This window comes from Pseudomonas kairouanensis, from assembly GCF_004682055.1.
Classification (GTDB): Bacteria; Pseudomonadota; Gammaproteobacteria; order Pseudomonadales; family Pseudomonadaceae; genus Aquipseudomonas; species Aquipseudomonas kairouanensis.
In genome coordinates this window covers 145,020-168,785 of the sequence record NZ_QUZU01000004.1, presented here as the reverse complement: position 1 = coordinate 168,785, position 23,766 = coordinate 145,020, and the positions used below count along the sequence as shown (strand labels likewise).

Here is a 23,766-nt window from a genome sequence, read left to right as displayed (position 1 = left end):
GCTGGATCCCTGGGCAGCAGGCCCTTCGCAGTCTGCCGTGGGTTGCCTCATCCACGGCCGTAAGGCGTCAGAAGCCCCAACGCGTGGCCGATTGCAAGCTGCGCGGTTCGCCGTAGAACCCGGTGCCGAAGAACGCGCTCTGCCAGCCCCCACATTCGACCGCGTTTCGTCAGGCCGGCACGAGGAACGCAGCTTCCAGCAATTGCCGGGTATAGGCATGCTGCGGGTCGGCGAAAATCGACTTGGCGTCGCCTTGCTCCACGACTTGACCCTGCTTGACCACCATCAGCTGATGACTCAACGCCTTCACCACCGCCAAGTCATGGCTGATAAACAGGTAGGTCAGGTTGTACTTGGCCTGCAAGCTGCGCAGCAACTCCACCACTTGGCGCTGCACGGTGCGGTCCAGTGCCGAGGTGGGTTCGTCCAGCAGGATCAGCCGCGGCTTGAGCACCAAGGCGCGGGCGATAGCGATACGCTGGCGCTGACCGCCGGAGAACTCATGGGGGTAGCGATGTCGGGAGTCCGGGTCCAGCCCCACTTCCTTGAGCGCGGCGATGATCGCCACTTCCTGTTCAGCCGGCGTGCCCATTTTGTGGATGCGCAGGCCTTCGCCGACGATCTCGCTGACGCACATGCGCGGGCTCAGGCTGCCGAAGGGGTCCTGGAACACCACTTGCATTTCCCGGCGCAGTGGCCGCACCTGTTGCTGGCTGAGTTGGTCCAGTGGCTGGCCTTCGAAACGAATGCCGCCCTTGCTGGCGATCAGCCGCAAAATCGCCAGGCCCAGGGTGGATTTACCCGAGCCGCTTTCGCCCACGATCCCCAGGGTTTGCCCTTGGGGCAGGCTGAAGTTGATACCGTCCACCGCCTTGACGTAATCGACGGTGTTGCGCAAAAAACCTTTCTTGATGGGAAACCAGACCTTCAGGTCATCGACTTCCAGCAACGGCGGCCCGACCACATTGGTGGCGGGCCCACCGCTGGGCTCGGCGGCCAGCAGCACTTGGGTATAGGGGTGCTGGGGTGACTGGAACAGCGTCTCGCACTCAGCCTGCTCGACGATGCAGCCCTGTTGCATCACACACACCCGATTGGCAATGCGCCGCACCAGGTTCAGATCATGGCTGATCAACAGCAGGGCCATGCCCAGGCGCGCCTGCAGTGACTTGAGCAGTTCCAGGATTTTCAACTGCACCGTCACGTCGAGGGCGGTGGTGGGTTCGTCGGCGATCAACAGTTCCGGTTCGTTGGCCAGGGCCATGGCGATCATCACCCGCTGGCGCTGCCCGCCAGACAGCTCGTGGGGCAGGGCCTTGAGGCGCTTGTGCGGTTCGGGGATGCCCACCAGGTCCAACAACTCCAGGGTGCGCAACGTCGCGACCTTGCCGGTGAGGCCCTTGTGCAGGCCGAGCACTTCGTTGATCTGCTTCTCGATGGAATGAAGCGGGTTCAACGAGGTCATCGGCTCCTGGAAGATCATGGCAATGCGATTGCCGCGAATGTGGCGCAGGGACTTTTCCTTGAGCGTCAGCAGGTCTTGCCCGGCGTACTCGATGGTACCGCAAGGGTGGCGTGCCAGCGGGTAGGGCAGCAAGCGCAGGATCGAATGCGCCGTCACCGACTTGCCCGAGCCGCTTTCGCCCACCAGGGCCAGGGTCTCGCCGCGTTTGATATCGAAGCTGACGTTGTTCACTACCCGGTGTACGTGATCGCCCGTGACGAACTCGACACTGAGGTCGCGGACTTCGATCAGATTGTCCTGGTTCATCTTATTTCCTCGGGTCGAAGGCATCGCGAGCGGACTCGCCGATAAACACCAGCAAACTCAACATGATCGCCAGCACGGCAAAGGCACTCATGCCCAGCCACGGCGCTTGCAGGTTGGATTTGCCCTGGGCCACCAACTCACCCAGCGACGGCGAACCGGCGGGCAGGCCGAAGCCCAGGAAGTCCAGCGCGGTGAGGGTGCCGATGGCGCCGGTGAGGATGAACGGCATGAAGGTCATGGTCGAAACCATGGCATTGGGCAGGATATGCCGGAACATGATCGCGCCGTTCTGCATGCCCAGCGCCCGGGCCGCGCGCACGTATTCCAGGTTGCGTCCGCGCAGGAACTCGGCGCGCACCACGTCCACCAGGCTCATCCAGGAAAACAACAGCATGATCCCCAGCAGCCACCAGAAGTTGGGCTGCACGAAGCTGGCAAGGATGATCAACAGGTACAGCACCGGCAAGCCGGACCAGATCTCCAGGAAGCGCTGCCCGGCCAGATCGACCCAGCCGCCATAGAACCCCTGCAGGGCCCCGGCGATCACGCCGATGATGGAGCTGAGTACCGTGAGCGTCAGGGCAAACAGCACCGATACCCTAAAGCCATAGATCACCCGTGCCAGCACGTCGCGGCCCTGGTCATCGGTGCCCAGCAGGTTGTCGCCGGAAGGGGGCGCCGGAGCCGGGACCTTGAGGTCGTAGTTGATGCTCTGGTAGCTGAAGGGGATCGGCGCCCACAGGGTCCAGGCGTCCTTGGCCTTGAGCAATTCCTGGATATACGGGCTCTTGTAGTTGGCCTCCAGCGGGAACTCGCCGCCAAAGGTGGTCTCCGGGTAGCGCTTGAGCGCCGGGAAGTACCAGCCACCGTCGTAGTGCACCGCCAGCGGCTTGTCGTTGGCGATCAGTTCGGCGCCCAGGCTCAGCACAAATAGAATCAAAAACAGCCACAGTGACCACCAGCCGCGCTTGTTGGCCTTGAACCGCTCGAACCGGCGGCGATTGAGGGGGGACAGGTTCATCTCAATGCTCCCGGCTGGCGAAGTCGATACGTGGATCGACCAGGGTGTAGGTGAGGTCGCCGATCAGTTTCACCACCAGGCCCAACAGGGTGAAGATGAACAGGGTGCCGAACACCACCGGGTAATCGCGGTTGATTGCCGCTTCAAAGCTCATCAGGCCCAGGCCGTCGAGGGAGAAGATCACTTCCACCAGCAAGGAACCGGTGAAGAAGATGCCGATGAAGGCTGAGGGGAAACCGGCGATCACCAGTAGCATCGCGTTGCGAAACACATGGCCGTAGAGCACCCGGTGATTGGTCAGGCCTTTGGCTTTGGCGGTCACCACGTACTGTTTGTTGATCTCGTCGAGAAAGCTGTTTTTGGTCAGCAGGGTCATGGTGGCAAAGTTGCCGATCACCAACGCCGTAATGGGCAGTGCCAGGTGCCAGAAATAGTCGAGGATCTTGCCGCCCCAGCTCAGTTCGTCGAAGTTGTTGGAGGTGAGGCCGCGCAAGGGGAACCAGTCGAAGTAACTGCCGCCGGCAAATACCACGATCAGCAGGATCGCGAACAGGAACGCCGGGATCGCATAGCCGACGATAATCGCCGAACTGGTCCACACATCAAAGTGGCTGCCATGGCGCGTGGCCTTGGCGATCCCCAGGGGGATCGACACCAGGTACATGATCAGCGTGCTCCATAACCCGAGGGATATGGACACCGGCATCTTTTCCTTGATCAGGTCGATGACCTTGGCGTCGCGGAAGAAGCTGTCGCCAAAGTCCAGCCGGGCGTAGTTCTTGACCATGATCCACAAGCGTTCCGGCGCCGACTTGTCGAAGCCGTACATTTTCTCGATTTCCTTGATCAGCGCCGGGTCCAGGCCCTGGGCGCCCCGGTAGCTGCTGGAACCGGCCACCGACACTTCGGCACCACCGCCGGCAATGCGGCTGGTGGCGCCTTCAAAGCCTTCCAGCTTGGCGATCATTTGCTCAACCGGGCCGCCGGGGGCGGCCTGGATGATGACGAAGTTGATCAACAGAATCCCGAACAGCGTGGGGATGATCAGCAACAGGCGGCGAAAGATATAGGCCAGCATTTAATCGCCTCCGCTCGCCGGATCGGCGCTCGTGTCCAGGGTGATGACAGGTTTCACATCGGGTTTGGCCCACCAGGTGGCAGTGCCGACGTCGTAGCGCGGTGGGACGTTGGGGTGGCCCAGATGGTTCCAGTAGGCCACGCGGAAGGTCTTGATATGCCAGTTGGGGATCACGTAGTAGCCGAACTGCAACACGCGATCCAGGGCCTTGGCGTGGGCCACCAGGCTTTTGCGCGAGTCGGCGTCGATCAGCTCTTCCACCAACTGGTCGATGGCCGGATCCTTGAGGCCCATGTAGTTGCGGCTGCCCGGCTTGTCGGCGCTGGAGGACTTCCAGAACTCCCGTTGTTCGTTACCCGGCGAGGTCGATTGGGGGAAGCTGCCCACCAGCATGTCGAAATCCCGCGAGCGGATACGGTTGACGAACTGCGACACGTCCACTCGCCGAATCACCAGGTCAACGCCCAGGTCGGACAGGTTGCGCTTGAAGGGCAGCAGGATGCGCTCGAACTCGGTCTGGGCCAGCAGGAACTCGATGGTCACCGGCTTGCCGGTGGTGTCCACCATCTTGTCATCGACGATGCGCCAGCCGGCTTCCTGCAACAGTTGGTAGGCTTCGCGTTGCTGAGTGCGGATCATGCCGCTGCCGTCGGTTTTGGCAGGCTCGAAGGCCTGGGTAAAGACTTCGGGCGGGATCTTGTCGCGCAGCGGTTCAAGGATCGCCAACTCATCCGGGCCGGGCAGGCCGGTGGCCGCCATCTCCGAGTTTTCGAAATAACTGCGGGTGCGGGTATAGGCACCGTTGAACAACTGCTTGTTGCTCCACTCGAAATCCAGCAACAGGCTGATGGCTTTGCGTACTCGCACATCCTGGAACATCGGTTTGCGCATGTTGAACACAAACCCCTGCATCCCGGTGGGGTTGCCGTTGGGGATTTCTTCCTTGATCAAGCGGCCGTCGGCGACGGCCGGGATGTTATAGGCATTGGCCCAGTTCTTGGCGCTGAACTCCAGCCAGTAGTCGAACTGCCCGGCCTTCAAGGCTTCAAGGGAAACGGTGCTGTCGCGGTAATAGTCTGTGATGCGGGTATCGAAGTTGTAGAAACCTTTGGTGATCGGCAGGTCCTTGGCCCAGTAGTCCTTGACCCGCTCGTAGCGGATCATGCGCCCGGCCTTGACCTCGGCCACCTTGTAAGGCCCGCTGCCCAGCGGCACTTCGAGGTTGCCCTTGGCAAAATCGCGGGTGGCCCACCAGTGCTTGGGCAAAACCGGCAACTGTCCGAGGATCAGTGGCAACTCACGGTTGTTGGTGCGCTTGAACTTGAACAGCACCCGCAGCGGGTCTTCGGCGACCACGTCGTCCACATCGGCGTAGTAGGTACGGTAGATGGGCGAGCCTTCCTTGAGCAGGGTCTGGAAGGTGAACACCACGTCTTCAGCGCGGATCGGATGGCCGTCATGGAAGCGCGCCTCGGGGCGCAGGTAGAAGCGTACCCAGCTGTTGTCCGGGGCCTTCTCGATCTTGCCGGCCACCAGGCCGTATTCAGTGATGGGCTCGTCCAGGCTTTGCATGGCCAGGGTGTCGTAGATCAGGCCCAGGTTATCGGCCGGTACGCCCTTGCTGATGTAGGGGTTGAGGCTGTCGAAGCCACCCATGGACGACTCGCGAAAGGTGCCGCCCTTGGGCGCGTCCGGGTTCACGTAGTCGAAGTGCTTGAAGTTGGCGGGGTATTTGGGCGGTTCGTTGTAAAGCGTCAACGCATGTTGCGGGGCGGCTTGGGCCACGGTGCACAGCAGCAGGCTGCCGAGCAGGGCAGTACGCAATGACATCATTGGGCGTTCTCCGAAGCTTTCAGCCACCATGCGCTCAGGCCCAGGCTGTAGGGCGGCGTGGTGACAAAGGCGAACCGGTTGCGGTAGGCCAGGCGATGATAGTTGAGGTACCAGTTGGGAATGCTGTAGTGCTGCCACAGCAACACCCGGTCCAGGGCGCGGCCGGCGGCCAGTTGCTCTTCGCGAGTCTGAGCGGCCAGCAGTTTTTCCAGCAGGTGATCGACAATCGGGTTGTTGATGCCTGCGAAGTTTTTGCTGCCCTTGATCGACGCTTGGCTGGAGTGGAAGTACTGCCACTGCTCAAGGCCTGGGCTCAAGGTTTGGTTGAGGGTGATCAGGATCATGTCGAAGTCGAATTGATCCAGGCGCTGCTTGTATTGAGCGCGGTCGACGGTGCGCAGGCGCGCGTCGATGCCGATACTGATCAGGTTCTCCACATAGGGCTGCAGGATGCGCTCCAGGTTCGGGTTGACCAGCAGGATCTCGAAGCGCAGCGGCTGCCCGTCACTGTTGAGCAGGCGTTGCCCCGACAGCTTCCAGCCGGCCTCGCCCAGCAGGGCCAGGGCGCGGCGCAGCGTGTCGCGGGGGATGCCGCGCCCATCGGTCTGGGGCAGGCTGAACGGTTGCGTAAACAGGTTGATGGGCAACTGATCACGGTAGGGCGAGAGCATCAGCCATTCGTGGCCCACCGGCACGCCGGTTGCCGCGAACTCGCTGTTGGGGTAGTAGCTCAACGTGCGCTTGTAGGCGCTGCTGAACAGGGTGCGGTTGGTCCATTCAAAGTCGAACATCAACCCCAGGGCCTCGCGCACTTTGGCCTGGCTGAAGCTAGGCCGCCGGGTGTTCATGAACAGGCCCTGGCTCTGGGTGGGGATCTGGTGGGCGATCTGCGCCTTGATCACGTCGCCACGGTTGACTGCCGGAAAGTCATAGCCCGTGGCCCAGTTCTTGGCCTGGTGCTCAATGTAGATATCGAACTCGCCCGCTTTGAAGGCTTCGAAGGCCACGTCGCTGTCGCGGTAGAACTCCACTTCGACGTTGTCGTAGTTATAGAACCCCCGATTGACCGGCAGGTCCTTGCCCCAGTAGTCCTTTACCCGTTCAAACACCAGTTGCCGGCCAGGGGTGACCTTGCTGATGCGATACGGTCCGCTGCCCAGCGGTGGTTCGAAGGTGGTGGCCTTGAAGTCGCGGTTCTTCCAGTAATGCTGGGGCAGCACCGGCAACTCGCCCAGGCGCAGGATCAGCAGCGGGTTGCCGGCACGCTTGAACACAAAGCGGATGCGATGCCGGTTGAGGATGTCGACCCGCGCCACCTCCTGAAGGTTGGTGCGGTACTGCGGGTGGCCTTCGGTCAGCAGGGTGCGATAGGAAAACGCCACGTCATAGGCCGTGATCGGCTTGCCATCATGAAAGCGCGCTTCGGGCCGCAGGTTGAATACCACCCAACTGCGGTCCTCGCTGTATTCCACCGACTGGGCAATCAGCCCATAGCTGGACGTCGGTTCATCGCCGGACGGCGCGTACTGGCCGGTACCGACCATCAAGGGCTCATTGAGCTCATTGACGCCGTACTGCAGGAAATTGGGCGTGGAAACCGGGCTTGAGCCCTTGAACGTGTAGGGGTTGAGCGTATCGAAGGTGCCAAATGCCATGACCCGCAAGGTCCCGCCTTTCGGCGCCGCAGGGTTTACCCAATCGAAGTGGGTGAATTTGGCTGGGTATTTGAGCGTGCCGAACTGCGCGTAACCGTGGCTCTCGGTAATCGTCGCGTTCGCAGCAAAGCTCAAGGCCAGACTTATTAGTAGAAGGAGGGGACGCTTCAAGTCAGAGATCCGATCCAGGCGGCTTGGGCTTTATGATCGGTACAGTAACAGCTTGTTCCGGTTGGAAAAAGGTTGCTGGAATCACTGGAGAACCAATGTGGGAGGGGGCTTGCTCCCGATAGCAGTGTGTCAGCCAATGAATTTGGTGACTGACACTCCGCTATCGGGAGCAAGCCCCCTCCCACATTCGCTCCTCATTGTGCTTCAGGTCTTAGCGCGGCCCGGAAACCACCAGCATCTGCCCCGGCTTCAACGCCTGGCCAGTGCGTGGGTTCCAACGCTTGAGATGTTGCATCTCAACGTTGAAACGCTTGGCGACGATGTACAGCGAATCGCCTTTCTTGACCTTGTATTGCGTTGGCTTTTTGCTGCTGGCCACCGCGCGGCGGGTGTCTTGCATCACCAGGGTCTGGCCGACCTTGAGTGACTGGCCGTTGAGTTTGTTCCAACGCTGCAGGTCGTGCACGTCGACCTTGTTAGCCTTGGCGATCAGCGTGAGGTTGTCGCCGCTGCGTACCTTGTAGCTGCGGGAACGCCCGGCAACGCGAGCAGTCTCGACTTCGTCGAACACCTGCTTTTTCGGGCGCATGGCCAACAACTCTTCCGGCTTCATGGTCGAGAGGGTGCTGGTGAGCAATTGTGCCTTGGAACTAGGCACCAGCAGATGCTGGGGCCCGTCCAGGGTGGTGCGTTGTTTCAGGGCCGGGTTGAGCTGGAACAGTTCGTCTTCGTCGATCTCAGCCAGCGCGGCAACCCGTGACAGGTCCATGCTTTGCTTGACTTCAACCACTTCGAAGTACGGCGTGTTGGCAATCGGGTTCAGGTTGACACCGTAGGCCTCCGGGGCCAACACCACCTGGGACAGCGCCAGGAACTTGGGCACATAGTCCTTGGTTTCCTGGGGCAGCGGCAGGTTCCAGTAGTCGGTGGGCAAACCGAGTTTTTCGTTGCGCTCGATGGCCCGGCTGACGGTGCCTTCACCGGCGTTATAGGCAGCGAGCGCCAGCAGCCAGTCGCCGTTGAACATATCGTGCAGACGGGTCAGATAGTCCAGGGCGGCAGTAGTGGAAGCGGTGATATCGCGGCGGCCGTCGTAGGCGCGGGTCTGGCGCAGGTTGAAGTAACGCCCGGTGGAGGGGATGAACTGCCACAGGCCGACCGCATCGCTACGGGAATAGGCCATGGGGTTGTAGGCACTTTCAATCACTGGCAGCAGCGCCAGCTCCAGGGGCATGTTGCGTTCTTCAAGGCGCTCGACGATGTAATGAATATAGAGGCTGCCGCGTTCTCCGGCGTTCTCCAGGAAGGATGGGTTACTGGCGAACCACAGGCGCTGTTGTTCGATACGTGGGTTGACGCCCACGCCATCCTGCAATTGAAAGCCCCGACGCATGCGTTCCCAAACATCCTGGGGCACTTCGGGGGTAGGCTTCTCTGAGAGCCAGATAGGTTTTTGCTTGATCTTGGTAACAAGATTGGGTTTGGGTTGCACGGTGGATTGTGCAGCGAAATTTGTCGATTGGCAGCCCGCCAGAGTTGCGGACACAGCCACCGCCACGGCTTGAGCCAGGCGGGTCAATGCGTCTGAATGGTTGGATTTACGAATAGATGACGACATTGGCTGGAAGTAAGTTCCGGGCAAAAATGTCGGGCGATTCTAGAAAGCACTTTGGTTCCGGTCAACCATTCAGAAAATCCGTATCAGAATGCGTGTGCTTAGAACTTATCCTTCCAAGCCCTCAAGCTAGCAAACACCTCGGCCCCAGAGCGGTTGTCCCGGCCATTCCGTTCGTCCGCTTTTTGTTTAACGGATGTTTCAGTGGTGCGCAAAAATGGGTTGGTGCGTTTTTCCAGGGCCAGGTTGGAAGGCAGCGTGATCTCGCCGCGGGCCCGCAGTTGGCGGACACTTTCCACCCGTTCGGCGATATCGGTGTTGTCCGGTTCCACCGCCTGGGCGAACTTGAGGTTACTTTGTGTGTATTCGTGGGTGCAGTACACCAGGGTGTCGGCGGGCAGGGCTGCCAGGCGCTCAAGCGAGGTGTGCATCTGCTGCGGGGTGCCTTCGAACAGGCGCCCGCAACCGGCGGCGAAGAGGGTGTCGCCACAGAACAGCACGCCCTGGTGATAAAAGGCGATATGGCCCAGGGTATGGCCGGGTACGGTATAAATGTCGAAGTCCCAACCGAGCACTGTGATGCGGTCGTTATCGTTCAACGCTACGTCCCGTGCCGGGATGTTTTCGTTGGCCGGGCCGTAGACCTTGGCATCCGTGACACCTTTGAGTTGCTCCACACCGCCGACATGATCATGGTGATGGTGGGTGATCAGGATGTCGCTGAGGGTCCACTGGGGGTTCTGTTTGAGCCAGGCCAGCACGGGGGCGGCGTCGCCAGGGTCGATCACGGCGCAGCGGTGGGTCGACGGGTCCTGTAACAACCAGATGTAGTTATCGGTGAAGGCGGGCAGGGCACTGATCTGTATCATTCTTCGATTCGCCAAGCTGAACACATTGGTGCATCTTAGAACGTCTAGGCGAGTTGGAGAATGCAATGACTGATAAAGCGTTCGCCCAGGCCGATCCTGAGTGGCTGGCCCTGATCAGCTCGGCCCGTGAATGGCTGTCCGGGCCGGTCGGGCAATTTTTGCTGGACGAAGAGCGGCGCATGCTCGAAGACGAGCTTGGGCGGTTCTTTGGTGGCTACCTGGTGCATTACGGGCCGTCGGCCCAAACGCCACCGGCTGCGCCGCAGGTGCAACGCAACGTGCGCCTGGGGGCGCCGTTGCCGGGTGTGGAAATTGTCTGTGAAGAACAGGCCTGGCCGTTGAGCGAGCACGCCGCCGATGTGGTGGTGTTGCAGCATGGCCTGGATTTCTGCCTGTCGCCCCACGGCCTGTTGCGGGAAGCGGCGAGCAGCGTGCGCCCTGGTGGCCATTTGCTGATTATCGGCATCAACCCCTGGAGCAGCTGGGGCCTGCGCCACGTGTTCGCCCACGACGCGCTGCGCCAGGCGCGTTGTATTGCGCCTTCACGGGTGGGTGACTGGTTGAACCTGCTGGGCTTCGCGCTGGAGAAACGCCGCTTCGGGTGCTATCGTCCGCCGCTTGCCTCCACCAAGTGGCAAGCCCGTCTGGCGGGCTGGGAACGTCGTGCAGGCGCCTGGCAACTGTCGGGGGGTGGCTTCTATTTATTGGTGGCGCGCAAGATCGTGGTCGGGCTGCGCCCCGTGCAGCAGGTGCGGCGCGAGCCCATGGGCAAGCTGGTGCCGATGCCCATGGCCAAGGTCAACCGCGAGCAGCGTGAACCGTAAAGCCTCCTTTTAGATTTCAGATTGAGCAACCGATGACCGATACCGTAGAACTCTTCACCGATGGCGCCTGCAAGGGCAACCCAGGCCCTGGCGGTTGGGGCGCCTTGCTGGTGTGCAAGGGCGTCGAGAAGGAGCTGTGGGGCGGCGAACCCAACACCACCAACAACCGCATGGAGCTGATGGGCGCCATCCGTGGGCTCGAAGAACTCAAGCGTCGCTGCGACGTGCTGCTGGTGACCGACTCGCAATACGTGATGAAGGGCATCAACGAGTGGATGGTCAACTGGAAGAAGCGCGGCTGGAAGACCGCCGCCAAGGAACCGGTAAAAAATGCCGACCTGTGGCAGCTGCTTGACGAGCAATGCAATCGCCATGACATCACCTGGAAATGGGTGCGCGGCCACATCGGGCATCCAGGCAACGAGCGCGCCGACCAACTGGCCAACCGGGGTGTGGATGAAGTGCGAGGCTACAAGCAGAGCTGATACCGGCTCACGTGTTAACATCGCGCCTCTTGAAACACACCATACCGTTGAGAGCTGAACCCTGATGGCCATTCGATCTGTTGTACTCGATACCGAAACCACCGGCATGCCGGTGACCGATGGCCACCGGATCATTGAAATCGGCTGTGTGGAACTGATGGGGCGGCGCCTCACCGGGCGCCACTTCCACGTTTACCTGCAACCGGACCGTGACAGTGATGAAGGCGCGATTGGCGTCCACGGCATCACCGACGAATTCCTCAAGGGCAAACCGCGCTTTGCCGAAGTGGCCGATGAGTTTTTTGAGTTCATCAACGGCGCCCAGTTGATCATTCACAACGCAGCGTTCGACGTTGGCTTTATCAACAACGAATTCGCCTTGATGGGGCAGACCGAGCGCGCGGACATTTCCCAGCACTGCTCGATCCTCGACACCTTGATGATGGCCCGTGAACGTCACCCCGGCCAGCGCAACAGCCTCGATGCCTTGTGCAAGCGATATGGTGTCGACAACTCCGGCCGTGAACTCCACGGCGCCTTGCTCGACTCCGAGATTCTGGCTGACGTTTACCTGACCATGACCGGCGGCCAGACCAGCCTGTCGTTGGCCGGTAACGCCTCCGATGGCAGCGGCTCGGCAGAAGGCTCGGGCAACCGCCCTTCGGAAATTCGCCGTCTGCCGGCGGATCGCAAGCCGAGCGTCATCATCCGCGCCAGCGAGCAGGATATGGCCGAGCACGCGGCGCGGTTGGAAGCCATTGCCAAGTCGGCGGGTGCGCCGGCGTTGTGGACTCAACTGACCCAGCAATAACTCTGGTTGAATGAAATCTACAGGTAGGAGGGGGCTTGCCCCCGATAGCAGTGTGTCAGGTACAAATCTGTCAACTGACACACCCTCATCGGGGGCAAGCCCGCTCCCACATTTTTGATCCTCCTGGCCTGTTACATCTTCATTCGCCACATCCGCTCCCAGCTTCTACCCTTGAGTGCATAGCCCCGAGGACTGAACGCCCCCATGTACAAAGACCTGAAGTTCCCTGTCCTTATCGTGCACCGCGACATCAAGGCCCACACCGTTGCGGGCGACCGGGTCCGAGGCATCGCCCGGGAGCTGGAACAAGAGGGGTTCAGTATCGTTTCCGCTGTGGACTATGCCGAAGGTCGGCTGGTGGCCTCCACCCATCACGGCTTGGCGTGCATGCTGATTGCCGCTGAAGGCGCAGGCGAAAATACCCATCTGCTGCAAAACATGGTCGAACTGATCCGGCTGGCGCGGCTGCGGGCGCCCAACCTGCCGATCTTTGCCCTGGGCGAGCAAGTCACACTGGAGAACGCGCCGGCCGATGCCATGAGCGAACTCAACCAACTGCGCGGCATTCTTTATCTGTTCGAAGACACCGTGCCCTTTCTCGCCCGGCAAGTCGCCCGCGCGGCGCGAACCTACTTGGATGGCCTGCTGCCACCCTTCTTCAAGGCCTTGGTGCAACACACCGCCGACTCCAACTATTCATGGCACACCCCTGGCCATGGCGGTGGCGTGGCCTATCGCAAGAGCCCGGTAGGGCAGGCGTTTCACCAGTTCTTCGGCGAAAACACCCTGCGTTCGGACTTGTCGGTATCGGTGCCTGAGCTGGGTTCACTGCTCGACCACACTGGCCCCTTGGCTGAAGCCGAAGCCCGCGCCGCGCGTAACTTTGGTGCCGACCACACCTTCTTTGTGATCAACGGCACCTCCACCGCCAACAAGATCGTGTGGCACTCCATGGTCGGTCGTGATGACCTGGTACTGGTTGACCGCAACTGCCACAAGTCGGTGCTGCACTCGATCATCATGACCGGCGCAATCCCTTTGTACCTGTGCCCGGAGCGCAACGAACTGGGGATCATCGGCCCTATTCCCTTGAGTGAATTCAGCCCCGAGTCCATCCGCGCCAAGATCGACGCCAGCCCCCTGACCCGAGGCCGTGCGCTGAAAGTGAAGCTGGCGGTCGTCACCAATTCCACCTACGACGGCCTGTGCTACAACGCCGAGCTGATCAAGCAGCAAATGGGCAGCAGTGTCGAAGTGTTGCACTTTGACGAGGCCTGGTATGCCTACGCGGCGTTTCACGAGTTCTTCGCTGGACGCTACGGCATGGGCACCTCGCGTACGCCAGACAGCCCACTGGTGTTCACCACCCATTCCACCCATAAATTGCTCGCGGCGTTCAGCCAGGCGTCGATGATCCATGTGCAGGACGGCGGCGCGCGCCAACTGGACCGTGATCGTTTCAACGAAGCGTTCATGATGCATATCTCCACCTCGCCGCAATACAGCATCATCGCCTCACTGGACGTGGCCTCGGCCATGATGGAAGGCCCGGCCGGGCGCTCACTGCTGCAGGAAATGTTCGACGAAGCCCTGAGTTTTCGTCGCGCCCTGGCCAATCTGCGGCAGCACATCGCCGCTGAGGACTGGTGGTTCTCCATCTGGCAGCCGCCGTCGGTGGCGGGCATCGATCGTGTCGTCACCGCAGATTGGCTGTTGCACCCGCAAGATGACTGGCATGGCTTCGGCGACGTGGCCGAAGACTATGTGTTGCTCGACCCGATCAAAGTGACCCTGGTAATGCCTGGCCTCAATGCCGGTGGCGCCCTGAGCGATTGCGGAATTCCGGCCGCGGTCGTCAGTAAATTCCTCTGGGAGCGTGGGCTGGTGGTGGAAAAGACCGGGTTGTATTCCTTCCTCGTCTTGTTTTCCATGGGCATCACCAAGGGGAAATGGAGTACCTTGCTTACCGAGTTGCTGGAGTTCAAGCGCAGTTACGATGCGAATGTCAGCCTGGCCAGTTGTTTGCCGTCGGTGTTTGCCCAGGGGGCGGTGCGATATCAAGGCTTGGGTTTGCGCGACCTGTGCAACCAGCTGCACAGCTGTTATCGCAGTAATGCCACGGCCAAACACCTCAAGCGCATGTACACGGTCTTGCCGGAAATTGCCATGAAGCCAGCCGACGCCTACGATCAGTTGGTCAGGGGGGAGGTGGAGGCCGTCTCCATCGATGCCTTGCCAGGGCGCATCGCAGCCGTGATGCTGGTGCCGTATCCGCCAGGCATTCCGTTGATCATGCCGGGCGAGCGCTTTACCGAGTCGACGCGCTCGATCATTGATTACCTGGCGTTCGCTCGCACGTTCGACAGCAGTTTCCCAGGTTTTGTGGCTGATGTTCATGGGCTGCAACACGAAGACGACGGCAGTGGTCGTTGTTACACCGTCGATTGCATCAAAAGTTAGGGATGTTTATGCAAGCTGTAATGAACCCGAAGTATCCAGGGCTCAGTGTACGGGTCGCCGACGAAGGCTTTGATGCCTATGTGTGGGGCAATGATTTCAGCTTTGAAGTCAGCGCCTATGGTGCACCGCAGATGGGTCAGCGGGTCGATCAGTGGCCCGTGGAGCGTATCTTGCCGTACCGCAAGTGTTATGGGATCGACCCGGAAGAGTTCGCAAGTTTTCGCGATGCGCCGGACAGTGCGATCTTCATGGCCTATCTGGATGATCAGCCGGTGGGGCATGTCGTGGTCAGCACCAACTGGAACGGATTTGCCCATGTGGATGAGCTGGCGGTGGCATTGACGGCGCGGCGTCATGGCGTGGCCAAGGCGTTGCTGGATGTGGCGCAGTTCTGGAGTCGCAAGAAAAACCTGCCGGGCATGATGCTCGAAACCCAGAACAATAACCTGGGCGCCTGTCGTTTGTACGAGCGTTGTGGGTATGAAATGGGCGGCATCGACCACCTGCGTTATCGCGGCATCGACCCGCAAACCCGCGAAGTGGCGATCTTCTGGTATCGGTTGTTCAAGACCGAGGTCTAAACCGCCAACAGGCTTTCAGCCTTCTGCGTGACGATCTCCAGCAGCGCATTCTGCGCGGGGGACGTCGCGCCACCCTTGAGGGTCAGTGCATACAGGCTGACCAAAATCGGCGGCGACACCGGGCACGAATCCAACCCGGCCTCCCTGGCGCCGAACGCGGTAAAGGGGTCGACAATCGCCAGGCCTTCACCGGCTTCCACCATGCTGCGCATCATCTGGTAGGTCTGCACGCGGGTCTGAACCACCGGTAACGGGCGCAAGGCTTGCAGCTTGGCGTCCAACAGGCGGCTGAGCGGGTCCTGGCCTTCCAGGCCAATCATCGACTGGCCTGCCAGGTCCTGCAGTGCAATGTACTTCTGCTTGGGCTTGAGCCAACCGTGGGGCGCCAGCAACTGCAGTTTGCCCTGGGCCAGCACTGTGCTCTGGACTTGCGGATGCTCCGGGTCATGCAGGCTCAGGCCGATCTCGGCTTCGTGCAGCAACAGGCTTTTGACAATCTCTCGGGTCGGCTGGCTGGACAGGTTGCACGGTGTGTCCTGGAAACGACGACGCAGTACCGCAATGCTTTGGGGCAGCAGTTGATTGGCCAGCGGCGGGGTACACAGTGCGCGCAGGGTAGGCGCGTGGTGGTGTTTGAGGCGGCTGGCCAGGCGTTGCACCGGTTCCAGCGCTTCATACACGCGGGCAATGTCGGCTTGCAACTCCAGGGTTTCCCGGGTGGCCTGCAAGCGCCCGCGTACGCTGGCAAACAACATGAAGCCCAGTTGCTGCTCGGCCTCCTTGAGCGCTGCATCTACTTCGCCCACGGAAAGCTGCAACCACTCGGCGGCCAAGCCTGGGTGTCCGGTCTGCAAGATGGCCTGAATCACTTCGATATGACGTAAACGCATCGCCGGAGTCTATGTGCAGCGCGCTGTGTATTCAATAGAATGGCAGCGCTGATCATCAACGACCAAAGCCGGCTACCGGCAACTACAACAAAAACAGGTCTGGTCTCATATGCCTCTACCCTCGATAGACTTCGGGGTAACGGTCAAGCAACTGGTGGTCCTGGTGACCCTGGGCAGCGCGGCCGCTTATCTCATCAACGCCCATGACGACATCCCAGCCGAAAACCTGGCGCAGGAAGCATTTATCCGCGCTCAGGAGCAAGTCAATGCGCAGATAGGCACGGTGCTGGAGATTGCAATGGTCAGGCAGGTGGTCGCGCATCCCGGCTACAGCACGCTGGGTTACACGCGTTCGATGTACGCCGTTGACGGCGAGCGGGGCAGGTTGATGGTGACGCTCAAGCGAATTGAGGGGGAATCGACGATTGAGGTGACGCAAATCCGCCGACCCTGATCACGCCCAGCCCAGTCGATGCCATCAATGGCCAGGACTGAGCAGGTCGATGGGGCGAGATCTCAGGACGCGAGGGTGGTGTCCGATTCGCGCACGAGAATGGTGCCCGACTGAATCAACTTGAACTCATCGCCTTCCAGTTTTTCTACACGGTCGCCAATGGCCAGCTTGTAGGTGGTGGTGGGCGCCGAGCCAGCCAGGTCGCCTTGCGCCGGGTTGGATTCCTGGAACTCATGCACCGAATAAACGCGGCCTTCCGCGTCTCTGGCATGAAACTGTCCGACTAATACTGCTGCCATCTGTTTAGAACCTCTGGAGATAATCACTCGATTTGCGGTTCTGTAGACCGTCATGGAGCGGGGTAGTTTACCTACGTGGAAAAAATACTATTCGCTGATGTTTTAAGATTGTTCCTACGTGCTGGGGTGTACTGCAAACGTCCAGCGCATACTCAAAACCTTCTGGTGATCACGCCACGAAGACTCTATAACTGTTAGCTCCTTTAGTCAGACGTCGGGAAAACCTCCATGAGCAAGGTCTACACGATTGCCGTCCTGGTTGGCAGCTTGAGAAAAGAGTCGATCAACCGCAAGGTTGCCCTGGCATTGGCCGAACTGGCCCCAGCCAACCTCAAGTTGAGCATTGTCGAAATTGGCGACTTGCCGCTCTACAACGAAGACATCGACGCGGATACGCCGCCGGCAGCCTACAGTACTTTCCGTCAGCAGGTGAGCTCATCCGACGCGGTGCTGTTTGTGACGCCTGAGTACAACCGTTCTGTGCCGGCGCCTTTGAAGAACGCGATTGACGTGGGTTCGCGCCCGTACGGCAAAAGCGCCTGGAGCGGCAAGCCGGGGGCGATCATCAGCGTGTCGCCGGGGGCGATTGGTGGGTTTGGTGCCAACCATCACTTGCGCCAGTCCTTGGTGTTCCTGGATGTGCCGTGTATGCAGCAGCCGGAAGCCTATTTGGGCGGGGCCGGGAGTGTGTTTGATGAGTCCGGCAAGGTGTCGGAGAAGACCAAGCCGTTCTTGCAGGCGTTTATTGATGCCTATGGCAAATGGGTGGAAAAACAGACAGCCTGATTTGGTAATGCAGTCAAATGTGGGAGGGGGCTTGCTCCCGATTGCAGTGTGTCAGTCACTGATGTGTTAGCTGACCCACCGCCATCGGGAGCAAGCCCCTCCCCACATTGGGTTTAGCGCAGCCAGTTGGTGCGTGCTAGCTCAATGACTTCATCGCCTCGTCCGCTCATCACCGCCTTGAGCATATACAGGCTGAACCCTTTGGCCTGCTCCAGCTTGATCGTCGGTGGCATCACCAATTCCTGGGTCGCGGTAACCACATCCACCAACACCGGCCCATCATGTTCCAGGGCGCGGCGCAGCGCCGGTTCGAGGTCTTCGGACTGCTCCACACGAATCCCCAGGATGCCCATGGCGTTGGACATGGCGGCAAAGTCCGGGTTTTTCAGCTCGGTGCCGGCATCCAGATAGCCTGCCGCTTTCATCTCCATGGCCACGAAGCCCAGGGACGAGTTGTCGAACACGATGACTTTCACTGGTAATTTCAACTGCGCCAACGAAATGAAATCCCCCATCAGCATGGCAAAACCACCGTCGCCGGACATCGAGATCACCTGGCGATCAGGAAATGCCGCCTGCGCACCGATGGCCTGCGGCATGGCGTTGGCCATGGAGCCGTGGTTGAACGAGCCGATCAGCCGACGCTTGCCATTCATCTTCAGGTAGCGCGCCGCCCAGACGGTGGGCGAACCCACATCGGCGGTGAAGATCGCGTCATCATCGGCCAGTTCGCTGAGCAACCGCGCCACGTATTGTGGGTGGATCGGCCGGTTGGCCTTTGAGGGCTGCGCCAGGTCATCCAGGCCCTGTCGGGCTTTTTCATAGTGTTTGAGCGAGGTGTCGAGAAAGCTGCGATCGGTCTTGCGCGTCAGGCGCGGCAGCAGGGCGGCGATGGTTTCACTCACGTCGGCGGCAATGCCCAGATCCAGCGTGGCGCGACGGCCGAGCGCCTGCGGGTCACGGTCGACCTGAATGATCTTGGCGTCAGTGGGGTAGAACTGGCGGTAGGGGAAGTCTGTGCCGAGCATGATCAGCGTGTCGCAATCGAGCATGGCGTGATAACCGGAGCTGAAACCGATCAGCCCGGTCATGCCCACGTCGAACGGGTTGTCCCATTCCACATGTTCCTTGCCGCGCAAGGCATGCACCACCGGCGCACCCAAGGCGTCGGCCAGCGCCACAACGTGGTCATGGGCCCCCGCGCAACCGCTGCCGCACAGCAGGGTGACTTTCTGGCTGTGCTCAAGCATATCGGTAAGGCGCTGCAAGTCTTGTTCAGCCGGCAGCGTGCGCGGTGCGTGCAGAGCGGGCCAGGGTTTGAGTTTGTCTTCTACTTCAAGCAGCGACACATCCCCCGGAATCACCACCACCGCCACGCCGCGATTGAGGATGGCTGAGCGCATGGCGCGGTGCAGTACCTGGGGCATCTGTTCGGGGTTGGTGACCAGTTCGACGAAGTGGCTGCACTCCTTGAACAGTTCCTGAGGGTGGGTTTCCTGAAAGTAGTTCAAGCCGATTTCAGTGGAAGGAATCTGCGCGGCAATCGCCAGCACCGGCACATGGTTGCGGTGGCAGTCGAACAAGCCATTGATCAAGTGCAGGTTGCCCGGCCCGCAACTGCCGGCGCACACCGTCAGCTCACCGGTGGCAGCGGCCTCGGCACCGGCCGCAAAGGCAGCGACTTCCTCGTGGCGCACATGCATCCACTCGATGCTGTCCATGGTGCGCAAGGCGTCGGTGAGGCCGTTGAGGCTGTCGCCGGTCAGGCCCCAGATGCGCTTGATGCCCGCCTGTTCAAGGGTGGTCGCCAGCTGTTGGGCCAGGTTGATTTTCGCCATGAAGAACTCCAATCGTCAGTGAGGTTAAAAACTGCTGATCAATAGGGGACAGTTCGATCATGGCGAATGCTCCGCCCTTATTGTGAAGATTGCGTCATGGCGGCGCGGTACTGGCGGGTGCGCCGTGCGATAAACCATTGGTCACGCACCAGGGCCATGCACGGCGCGACCTTGGCCTTGGGCAAGTGGCCGCGGCTCAGGCGGTGCATCTGGTAGCGCACCACCGCGAGGATGGCGAGGGAGGCCAGGGGTTTGCGTTTCCAGTCGATGGGTTTGAGTTGGGGGTTGGGGTCGCGGCCTTCGCGCCAGTGTTGGATCAGGTGCGGCTCCAGGGTCAGGGCGGTGGCGATTCCGGCCATGGCGATGCCGCTGTCCAGCACCTGCTGCACGATGGGCAGGCGGCGGATGCCCCCGGTGACCATCACCGGCATCGTGGCAATGGTTGCCAGTGCCTGGGCCATCTCCAGGAAATACGCCTCGCGGGCCAGGGTGCGGCCGTCCCGGGCTTCGCCTTGCATGGCGGGCGCTTCATAGCTGCCGCCGGACAATTCCAGCAGGTCGATGGGCAGCGGGTTGAGCATCTCGACCACGGCACGGGCATCGGCCTCTGCAAAGCCGCCGCGCTGGAAATCCGCCGAGTTGAGCTTGACCGCCACACAGAACGATGGACTGACGCTGGCACGCACGGCAGCGATCACTTCCAGCAACAGACGTGCACGGTTTTCCAGCGGGCCGCCCCAGCGGTCGGTGCGCTGGTTGCTCAGGGGCGACAGGAACTGGCTGATCAAATAGCCGTGGGCGCCGTGGATCTGCACCCCGGTAAACCCGGCTTGTTCGGCCAGACGTGCGCTGGTGGCGAAGCGCTGGATCACGTCCTGGATATCGTCCTCGGTCATGGCCTTGGGTTTGGCGAACATTTTCGAGAAACCACCCAGGTCGAGGGCGACAGCGGAGGGGGCCACGGCTTGTTGGCGCAAGTTGGCTGGGGTCTGGCGCCCCGGATGGCTGAGTTGTACCCAGAAGTGCACGCCTTTGCCGCGAGCCACATCGGCCCATTCGCGAAAGCTCTGCAACTGCCGCTCATCTTCCAGGGCCACACCGCCGGGGCCGGTCATGGCGCGGCGGTCGATCATCACGTTGCCGGTAATCAGCAGGCCGGGCTTGCCGTCGGCCCAGGCCTTGTACAGCTGCTTCAACTCGGGGGACGGCGCTTGGTGCGCATCGGCCATGTTTTCTTCCATCGCCGCCTTGGCGATACGGTTGGCGATGACTTGGCCATTGGGCAGTTGCAAGGCTTCAAAGGGTGACATGGGTTGACTCCTGAGCGGGGGAGGCCTCAGGCTAAGCTTAAAGTTAACTTTAATGTCAAGCAGGCGTTGACGATGAACATTGGTGAGTTGGCAAAACAGAGTGGGTTGGCGGCGTCGCGTATCCGCTTTTACGAGGCCGAGGGGCTGATCAGCCAGGTGGGGCGTCAGGCCAACGGTTATCGGCGTTACTCGGTGGAGGCACTGCAGACGTTGCAGTTGATTCAAAGTGCGCAGCAGGCTGGGTTCACCCTGCAGGAACTCAAGGCACTGATGCCTGCACCGGGAGAGCACAAGCGCGAGGAGTTGATCGAGGCATTGGAGCGCAAGGTGACGCAGATCGAGCAGATGCAGGCGCAACTGGCCCACAGCAAGGCGCAATTATTGGGTGTGATCGAGGCAGTGCGCGCGCAACCCGAAGGGGTGCCCTGCAGCATGGGGCAAAAGCAGGTGCTGGCGTCGATCAAATTGAACCCATGAAAAAACCCTGGCGTGCCAGGGTTTTTTCATTCACGCAGACTTAGCGGCGGCGAAACAGCGGCAACGGTTCATCCGTTGCAGCCTGGTACGTCACTGAGAAGTCCTTGAGGCTTTCCAGCGCTTCGTACGGGTCTTTGTCGGCACGCAAGGCGAAGGCATCGAACCCGCAACGGCGCAGGTAGAACAATTGGTCGCGCAGCACGTCGCCAATTGCGCGCAGCTCGCCTTTGTAACCGTAACGGTCACGCAGCAGACGCGCGTTGGAGTAGTTACGGCCATCGGTGAAGGCCGGGAAGTTCAGCGCGATAACCTGGAAGTGCTCCACGTCGTCGCCGATTTCTTCGGCTTCTTCATCGGCGTCCAGCCATACGCCCAGGCCGCCATCGCGGGCCTTGAGGGCGTGGCCGTGTTCGCGCCACAACGCCAACGGTACGATCAGGTCGTCGCAGTTGGAGATGCCATCGAAGCTCGCGTCCTTGGGCAGCAGGTGCCAGGTTTCGTCGAGGACTTCGTTGTTCTTAATGATTCGCTGCATAGACGCGCTCCTTGAACAGGTCAATGCCGATGCGCTGGTAGGTGTCGATGAAACGTTCATCTTCGGTGCGCTGTTCGATGTACACATCGATCAGCTTGCCGATCACCTCGGGCATGGCTTCCTGGGCGAAGGACGGGCCGAGGATCTTGCCCAGGCTCGCATCGCGGCTGGCGCTGCCACCCAGGGACACTTGGTAGAATTCTTCGCCTTTCTTGTCCACGCCCAGGATGCCGATGTGGCCGACGTGGTGGTGGCCACAGGCGTTCATGCAACCGGAGATGTTCAAGTCCAGCTCGCCGATGTCGAACAGGTAGTCCAGGTCGTCGAAACGACGTTGGATCGATTCGGCAATCGGGATCGACTTGGCGTTGGCCAGGGAGCAGAAGTCGCCACCCGGGCAGCAGATGATATCGGTCAACAGGCCGATGTTCGGCGTGGCGAAACCGCCTTCGCGCAGTTCGCCCCACAGGGTGAACAGTTGGCTCTGCTCGACATCCGCCAGAATGATGTTCTGCTCATGGGAGGTGCGCAGTTGGCCGAAGCTGTAGCGGTCGGCCAGGTCGGCGACGGCGTCCAGCTGCTTGTCGGTGATGTCGCCTGGGGCAACACCGGTCGGTTTGAGCGACAGGGTCACGGCAACATAGCCCGGCTTTTTGTGCGCCAGGGTGTTGCGGCCACGCCAGCGGGCGAAACCTGGATGCTCCACGTCGAGGGCGGCGAGTTCGGCGTCCTGATTGCTCAGGGCCTTGTACTCAGGGTCGACGAAGTGCTTGGCCACGCGATGCACTTCGGCTTCGGTCAGGGTGGTCTGGCCGCCGCGCAGGTGTTCCATCTCGGCGTCGACTTTCTGGGCAAATACCTCAGGGGTCAGTGCCTTGACCAGGATCTTGATCCGGGCCTTGTACTTGTTGTCACGACGGCCATAGCGGTTATAGACCCGCAGGATGGCATCGAGGTAGCTCAACAGGTCCTGCCACGGCAGGAACTCGTTGATAAAGGCACCCACCACCGGCGTACGGCCCAGGCCGCCACCCACCAACACACGGAAGCCCAACTCGCCGGCTGCGTTGTACACCGGCTCCAGGCCGATGTCGTGTACTTCGATGGCTGCACGGTCCGAGGTCGAGCCATTGATGGCGATCTTGAACTTGCGTGGCAGGTAGGCGAATTCGGGGTGGAAGGTGGTCCACTGACGGACGATTTCGCACCAGGGGCGTGGGTCGATCAGCTCATCGGCGGCAACGCCGGCAAATTGGTCGGTGGTGACGTTGCGCAGGCAGTTACCGCTGGTCTGAATGGCGTGCATTTGCACGGTCGCCAGTTCGGCCAGGATATCCGGCACATCTTCCAGCGCCGGCCAGTTGAACTGAACGTTCTGGCGGGTACTGATGTGGGCATAGCCTTTGTCGAAGTCACGGGCAATCTTGGCCATCATGCGCATCTGACGCGAAGTCAGTTGGCCATAAGGCACGGCCACCCGCAGCATCGGCGCAAAGCGCTGAACATAAAGGCCATTTTGCAGGCGCAGAGGGCGGAACTCTTCTTCGCTCAGTTCACCTGCTAGGTAGCGTCGGGTCTGATCACGGAACTGCTTGACGCGGTCCTCGATGATGCGCTGATCGTATTCGTCGTATACGTACATATAGGTCCTGTTCTCGGCAAATCTGCGCGCACGGCCGCGCACTCCCAACGGAGCCGGCGCACGATACCAGTTTGCGTTTATGCGCAAAAGTGATGTTTGAGTATATGCAAATAACCAAAACGACTATTGAGACTGATTCTCGCGATACCCACATTTGTCATACGGGCAAGCATGAACTTTACTGAGGTCGAGTCTTAGTGCAATCACCTATAAAACCGACAAGAGGCGATGCGATGAGCAATCCTACAAAAGCCCGTAAACCCGACAGTACCGTTGATGCCTGGGCCATTCTGTTCCTGATCATTCTGGTGGTGGGAACAGCTGTGTTCTGGGTGAGCCACCAGTAAAGGCAGGACGATCC

21 protein-coding genes are annotated in these 23,766 nt (G+C 60.5%); 8 read left to right on the top strand and 13 right to left on the bottom strand.

Features of this window, described 5'->3' with window-relative positions; all coding sequences use genetic code 11:
* Positions 1–169: 169 nt before the first annotated feature.
* The 7 genes from DYL59_RS05650 to gloB form a co-directional block, all read right to left on the bottom strand.
* Positions 170–1,771 carry an ABC transporter ATP-binding protein gene (locus DYL59_RS05650; protein WP_135288297.1) on the bottom strand — a complete coding sequence of 534 codons (1,602 nt, stop codon included), beginning with the start codon at positions 1,769–1,771 and terminating at the stop codon, positions 170–172.
* A 1-nt stretch (position 1,772) separates the two neighbouring features.
* Positions 1,773–2,792 carry an ABC transporter permease gene (locus DYL59_RS05645; RefSeq protein ID WP_135288296.1) on the bottom strand — a complete coding sequence of 340 codons (1,020 nt, stop codon included), beginning with the start codon at positions 2,790–2,792 and terminating at the stop codon, positions 1,773–1,775.
* A gap of 1 nt (position 2,793) precedes the next feature.
* A complete protein-coding gene (locus DYL59_RS05640; protein WP_135288295.1) occupies positions 2,794–3,870 on the bottom strand; it encodes a microcin C ABC transporter permease YejB in 1,077 nt (358 codons plus the stop codon).
* Positions 3,871–5,703: an extracellular solute-binding protein gene (locus DYL59_RS05635; protein WP_135288294.1), complete on the bottom strand. Its 1,833-nt coding sequence runs from the start codon at positions 5,701–5,703 to the stop codon at positions 3,871–3,873.
* Complete coding sequence (locus DYL59_RS05630) at positions 5,700–7,529, bottom strand: extracellular solute-binding protein (protein WP_135288293.1); 1,830 nt, start codon at positions 7,527–7,529, stop codon at positions 5,700–5,702. Before DYL59_RS05630 ends, DYL59_RS05635 begins: the two co-directional genes overlap by 4 nt.
* Positions 7,530–7,740: 211 nt before the next feature.
* Positions 7,741–9,147 carry a lytic transglycosylase domain-containing protein gene (locus DYL59_RS05625; protein ID WP_135288292.1) on the bottom strand — a complete coding sequence of 469 codons (1,407 nt, stop codon included), beginning with the start codon at positions 9,145–9,147 and terminating at the stop codon, positions 7,741–7,743.
* A gap of 98 nt (positions 9,148–9,245) precedes the next feature.
* Positions 9,246–10,013, bottom strand: a complete 768-nt coding sequence (gene gloB, locus DYL59_RS05620; protein ID WP_135288291.1) for a hydroxyacylglutathione hydrolase — start codon at positions 10,011–10,013, stop codon at positions 9,246–9,248.
* Positions 10,014–10,078: 65 nt separating this feature from the next.
* Between gloB and DYL59_RS05615 the strand changes: the two genes are divergently transcribed.
* From DYL59_RS05615 to DYL59_RS05595, 5 genes are all read left to right on the top strand, one after another.
* Positions 10,079–10,837, top strand: coding sequence for a methyltransferase domain-containing protein (locus DYL59_RS05615; RefSeq protein ID WP_135288290.1), 759 nt, complete (start codon positions 10,079–10,081; stop codon positions 10,835–10,837).
* Between the two features lie 32 nt (positions 10,838–10,869).
* Positions 10,870–11,322 carry a ribonuclease HI gene (gene rnhA / locus DYL59_RS05610; RefSeq protein WP_135288289.1) on the top strand — a complete coding sequence of 151 codons (453 nt, stop codon included), beginning with the start codon at positions 10,870–10,872 and terminating at the stop codon, positions 11,320–11,322.
* 70 nt (positions 11,323–11,392) lie between these two features.
* Positions 11,393–12,133 (top strand): DNA polymerase III subunit epsilon, encoded by a 741-nt coding sequence (dnaQ, locus tag DYL59_RS05605; RefSeq protein ID WP_167496658.1) that lies wholly within the window; start codon positions 11,393–11,395, stop codon positions 12,131–12,133.
* Positions 12,134–12,337: 204 nt separating this feature from the next.
* On the top strand, positions 12,338–14,593 hold the full coding sequence (locus DYL59_RS05600; RefSeq protein WP_135288287.1) for an Orn/Lys/Arg family decarboxylase: 2,256 nt from the start codon (positions 12,338–12,340) through the stop codon (positions 14,591–14,593).
* An 8-nt stretch (positions 14,594–14,601) separates the two neighbouring features.
* Positions 14,602–15,174 (top strand): GNAT family N-acetyltransferase, encoded by a 573-nt coding sequence (locus tag DYL59_RS05595; RefSeq protein WP_135288286.1) that lies wholly within the window; start codon positions 14,602–14,604, stop codon positions 15,172–15,174.
* Here the strand turns inward: DYL59_RS05595 and DYL59_RS05590 are convergent.
* Positions 15,171–16,064, bottom strand: coding sequence for a LysR substrate-binding domain-containing protein (locus tag DYL59_RS05590; protein WP_135288285.1), 894 nt, complete (start codon positions 16,062–16,064; stop codon positions 15,171–15,173). The genes DYL59_RS05595 and DYL59_RS05590 overlap by 4 nt on opposite strands.
* A 109-nt stretch (positions 16,065–16,173) precedes the next feature.
* On the opposite strand from DYL59_RS05590, the gene DYL59_RS05585 reads away from it, so the two are divergent.
* Positions 16,174–16,518, top strand: coding sequence for a hypothetical protein (locus tag DYL59_RS05585; protein WP_135288284.1), 345 nt, complete (start codon positions 16,174–16,176; stop codon positions 16,516–16,518).
* Between the two features lie 62 nt (positions 16,519–16,580).
* On the opposite strand, the gene DYL59_RS05580 is transcribed toward DYL59_RS05585, so the two are convergent.
* A complete protein-coding gene (locus DYL59_RS05580; protein ID WP_135288283.1) occupies positions 16,581–16,817 on the bottom strand; it encodes a hypothetical protein in 237 nt (78 codons plus the stop codon).
* A gap of 228 nt (positions 16,818–17,045) precedes the next feature.
* Between DYL59_RS05580 and DYL59_RS05575 the strand changes: the two genes are divergently transcribed.
* On the top strand, positions 17,046–17,603 hold the full coding sequence (locus DYL59_RS05575) for an NADPH-dependent FMN reductase (RefSeq protein ID WP_135288282.1): 558 nt from the start codon (positions 17,046–17,048) through the stop codon (positions 17,601–17,603).
* 113 nt (positions 17,604–17,716) lie between these two features.
* On the opposite strand, the gene poxB is transcribed toward DYL59_RS05575, so the two are convergent.
* Both poxB and DYL59_RS05565 read right to left on the bottom strand, forming a co-directional pair.
* The gene (gene poxB, locus DYL59_RS05570; protein ID WP_135288281.1) at positions 17,717–19,441 is read right to left on the bottom strand and encodes a ubiquinone-dependent pyruvate dehydrogenase; all 1,725 of its coding nucleotides are present in this window, start codon (positions 19,439–19,441) and stop codon (positions 17,717–17,719) included.
* Between the two features lie 77 nt (positions 19,442–19,518).
* Entirely contained in the window at positions 19,519–20,751 is a 1,233-nt protein-coding gene (locus tag DYL59_RS05565) for an NADH:flavin oxidoreductase/NADH oxidase family protein (protein ID WP_135288280.1), read from the bottom strand.
* Positions 20,752–20,823: 72 nt separating this feature from the next.
* Here DYL59_RS05565 and DYL59_RS05560 point away from each other — a divergent pair, with 72 nt between their 5' ends.
* A complete protein-coding gene (locus DYL59_RS05560) occupies positions 20,824–21,228 on the top strand; it encodes a MerR family transcriptional regulator (RefSeq protein WP_135288279.1) in 405 nt (134 codons plus the stop codon).
* A 40-nt stretch (positions 21,229–21,268) separates the two neighbouring features.
* On the opposite strand, the gene DYL59_RS05555 is transcribed toward DYL59_RS05560, so the two are convergent.
* Together DYL59_RS05555 and DYL59_RS05550 are read right to left on the bottom strand one after the other, a co-directional pair.
* Positions 21,269–21,763 (bottom strand): DUF934 domain-containing protein, encoded by a 495-nt coding sequence (locus DYL59_RS05555; protein ID WP_048727764.1) that lies wholly within the window; start codon positions 21,761–21,763, stop codon positions 21,269–21,271.
* Complete coding sequence (locus DYL59_RS05550; protein ID WP_135288278.1) at positions 21,747–23,405, bottom strand: nitrite/sulfite reductase; 1,659 nt, start codon at positions 23,403–23,405, stop codon at positions 21,747–21,749. Before DYL59_RS05550 ends, DYL59_RS05555 begins: the two co-directional genes overlap by 17 nt.
* Positions 23,406–23,766: the final 361 nt, after the last annotated feature.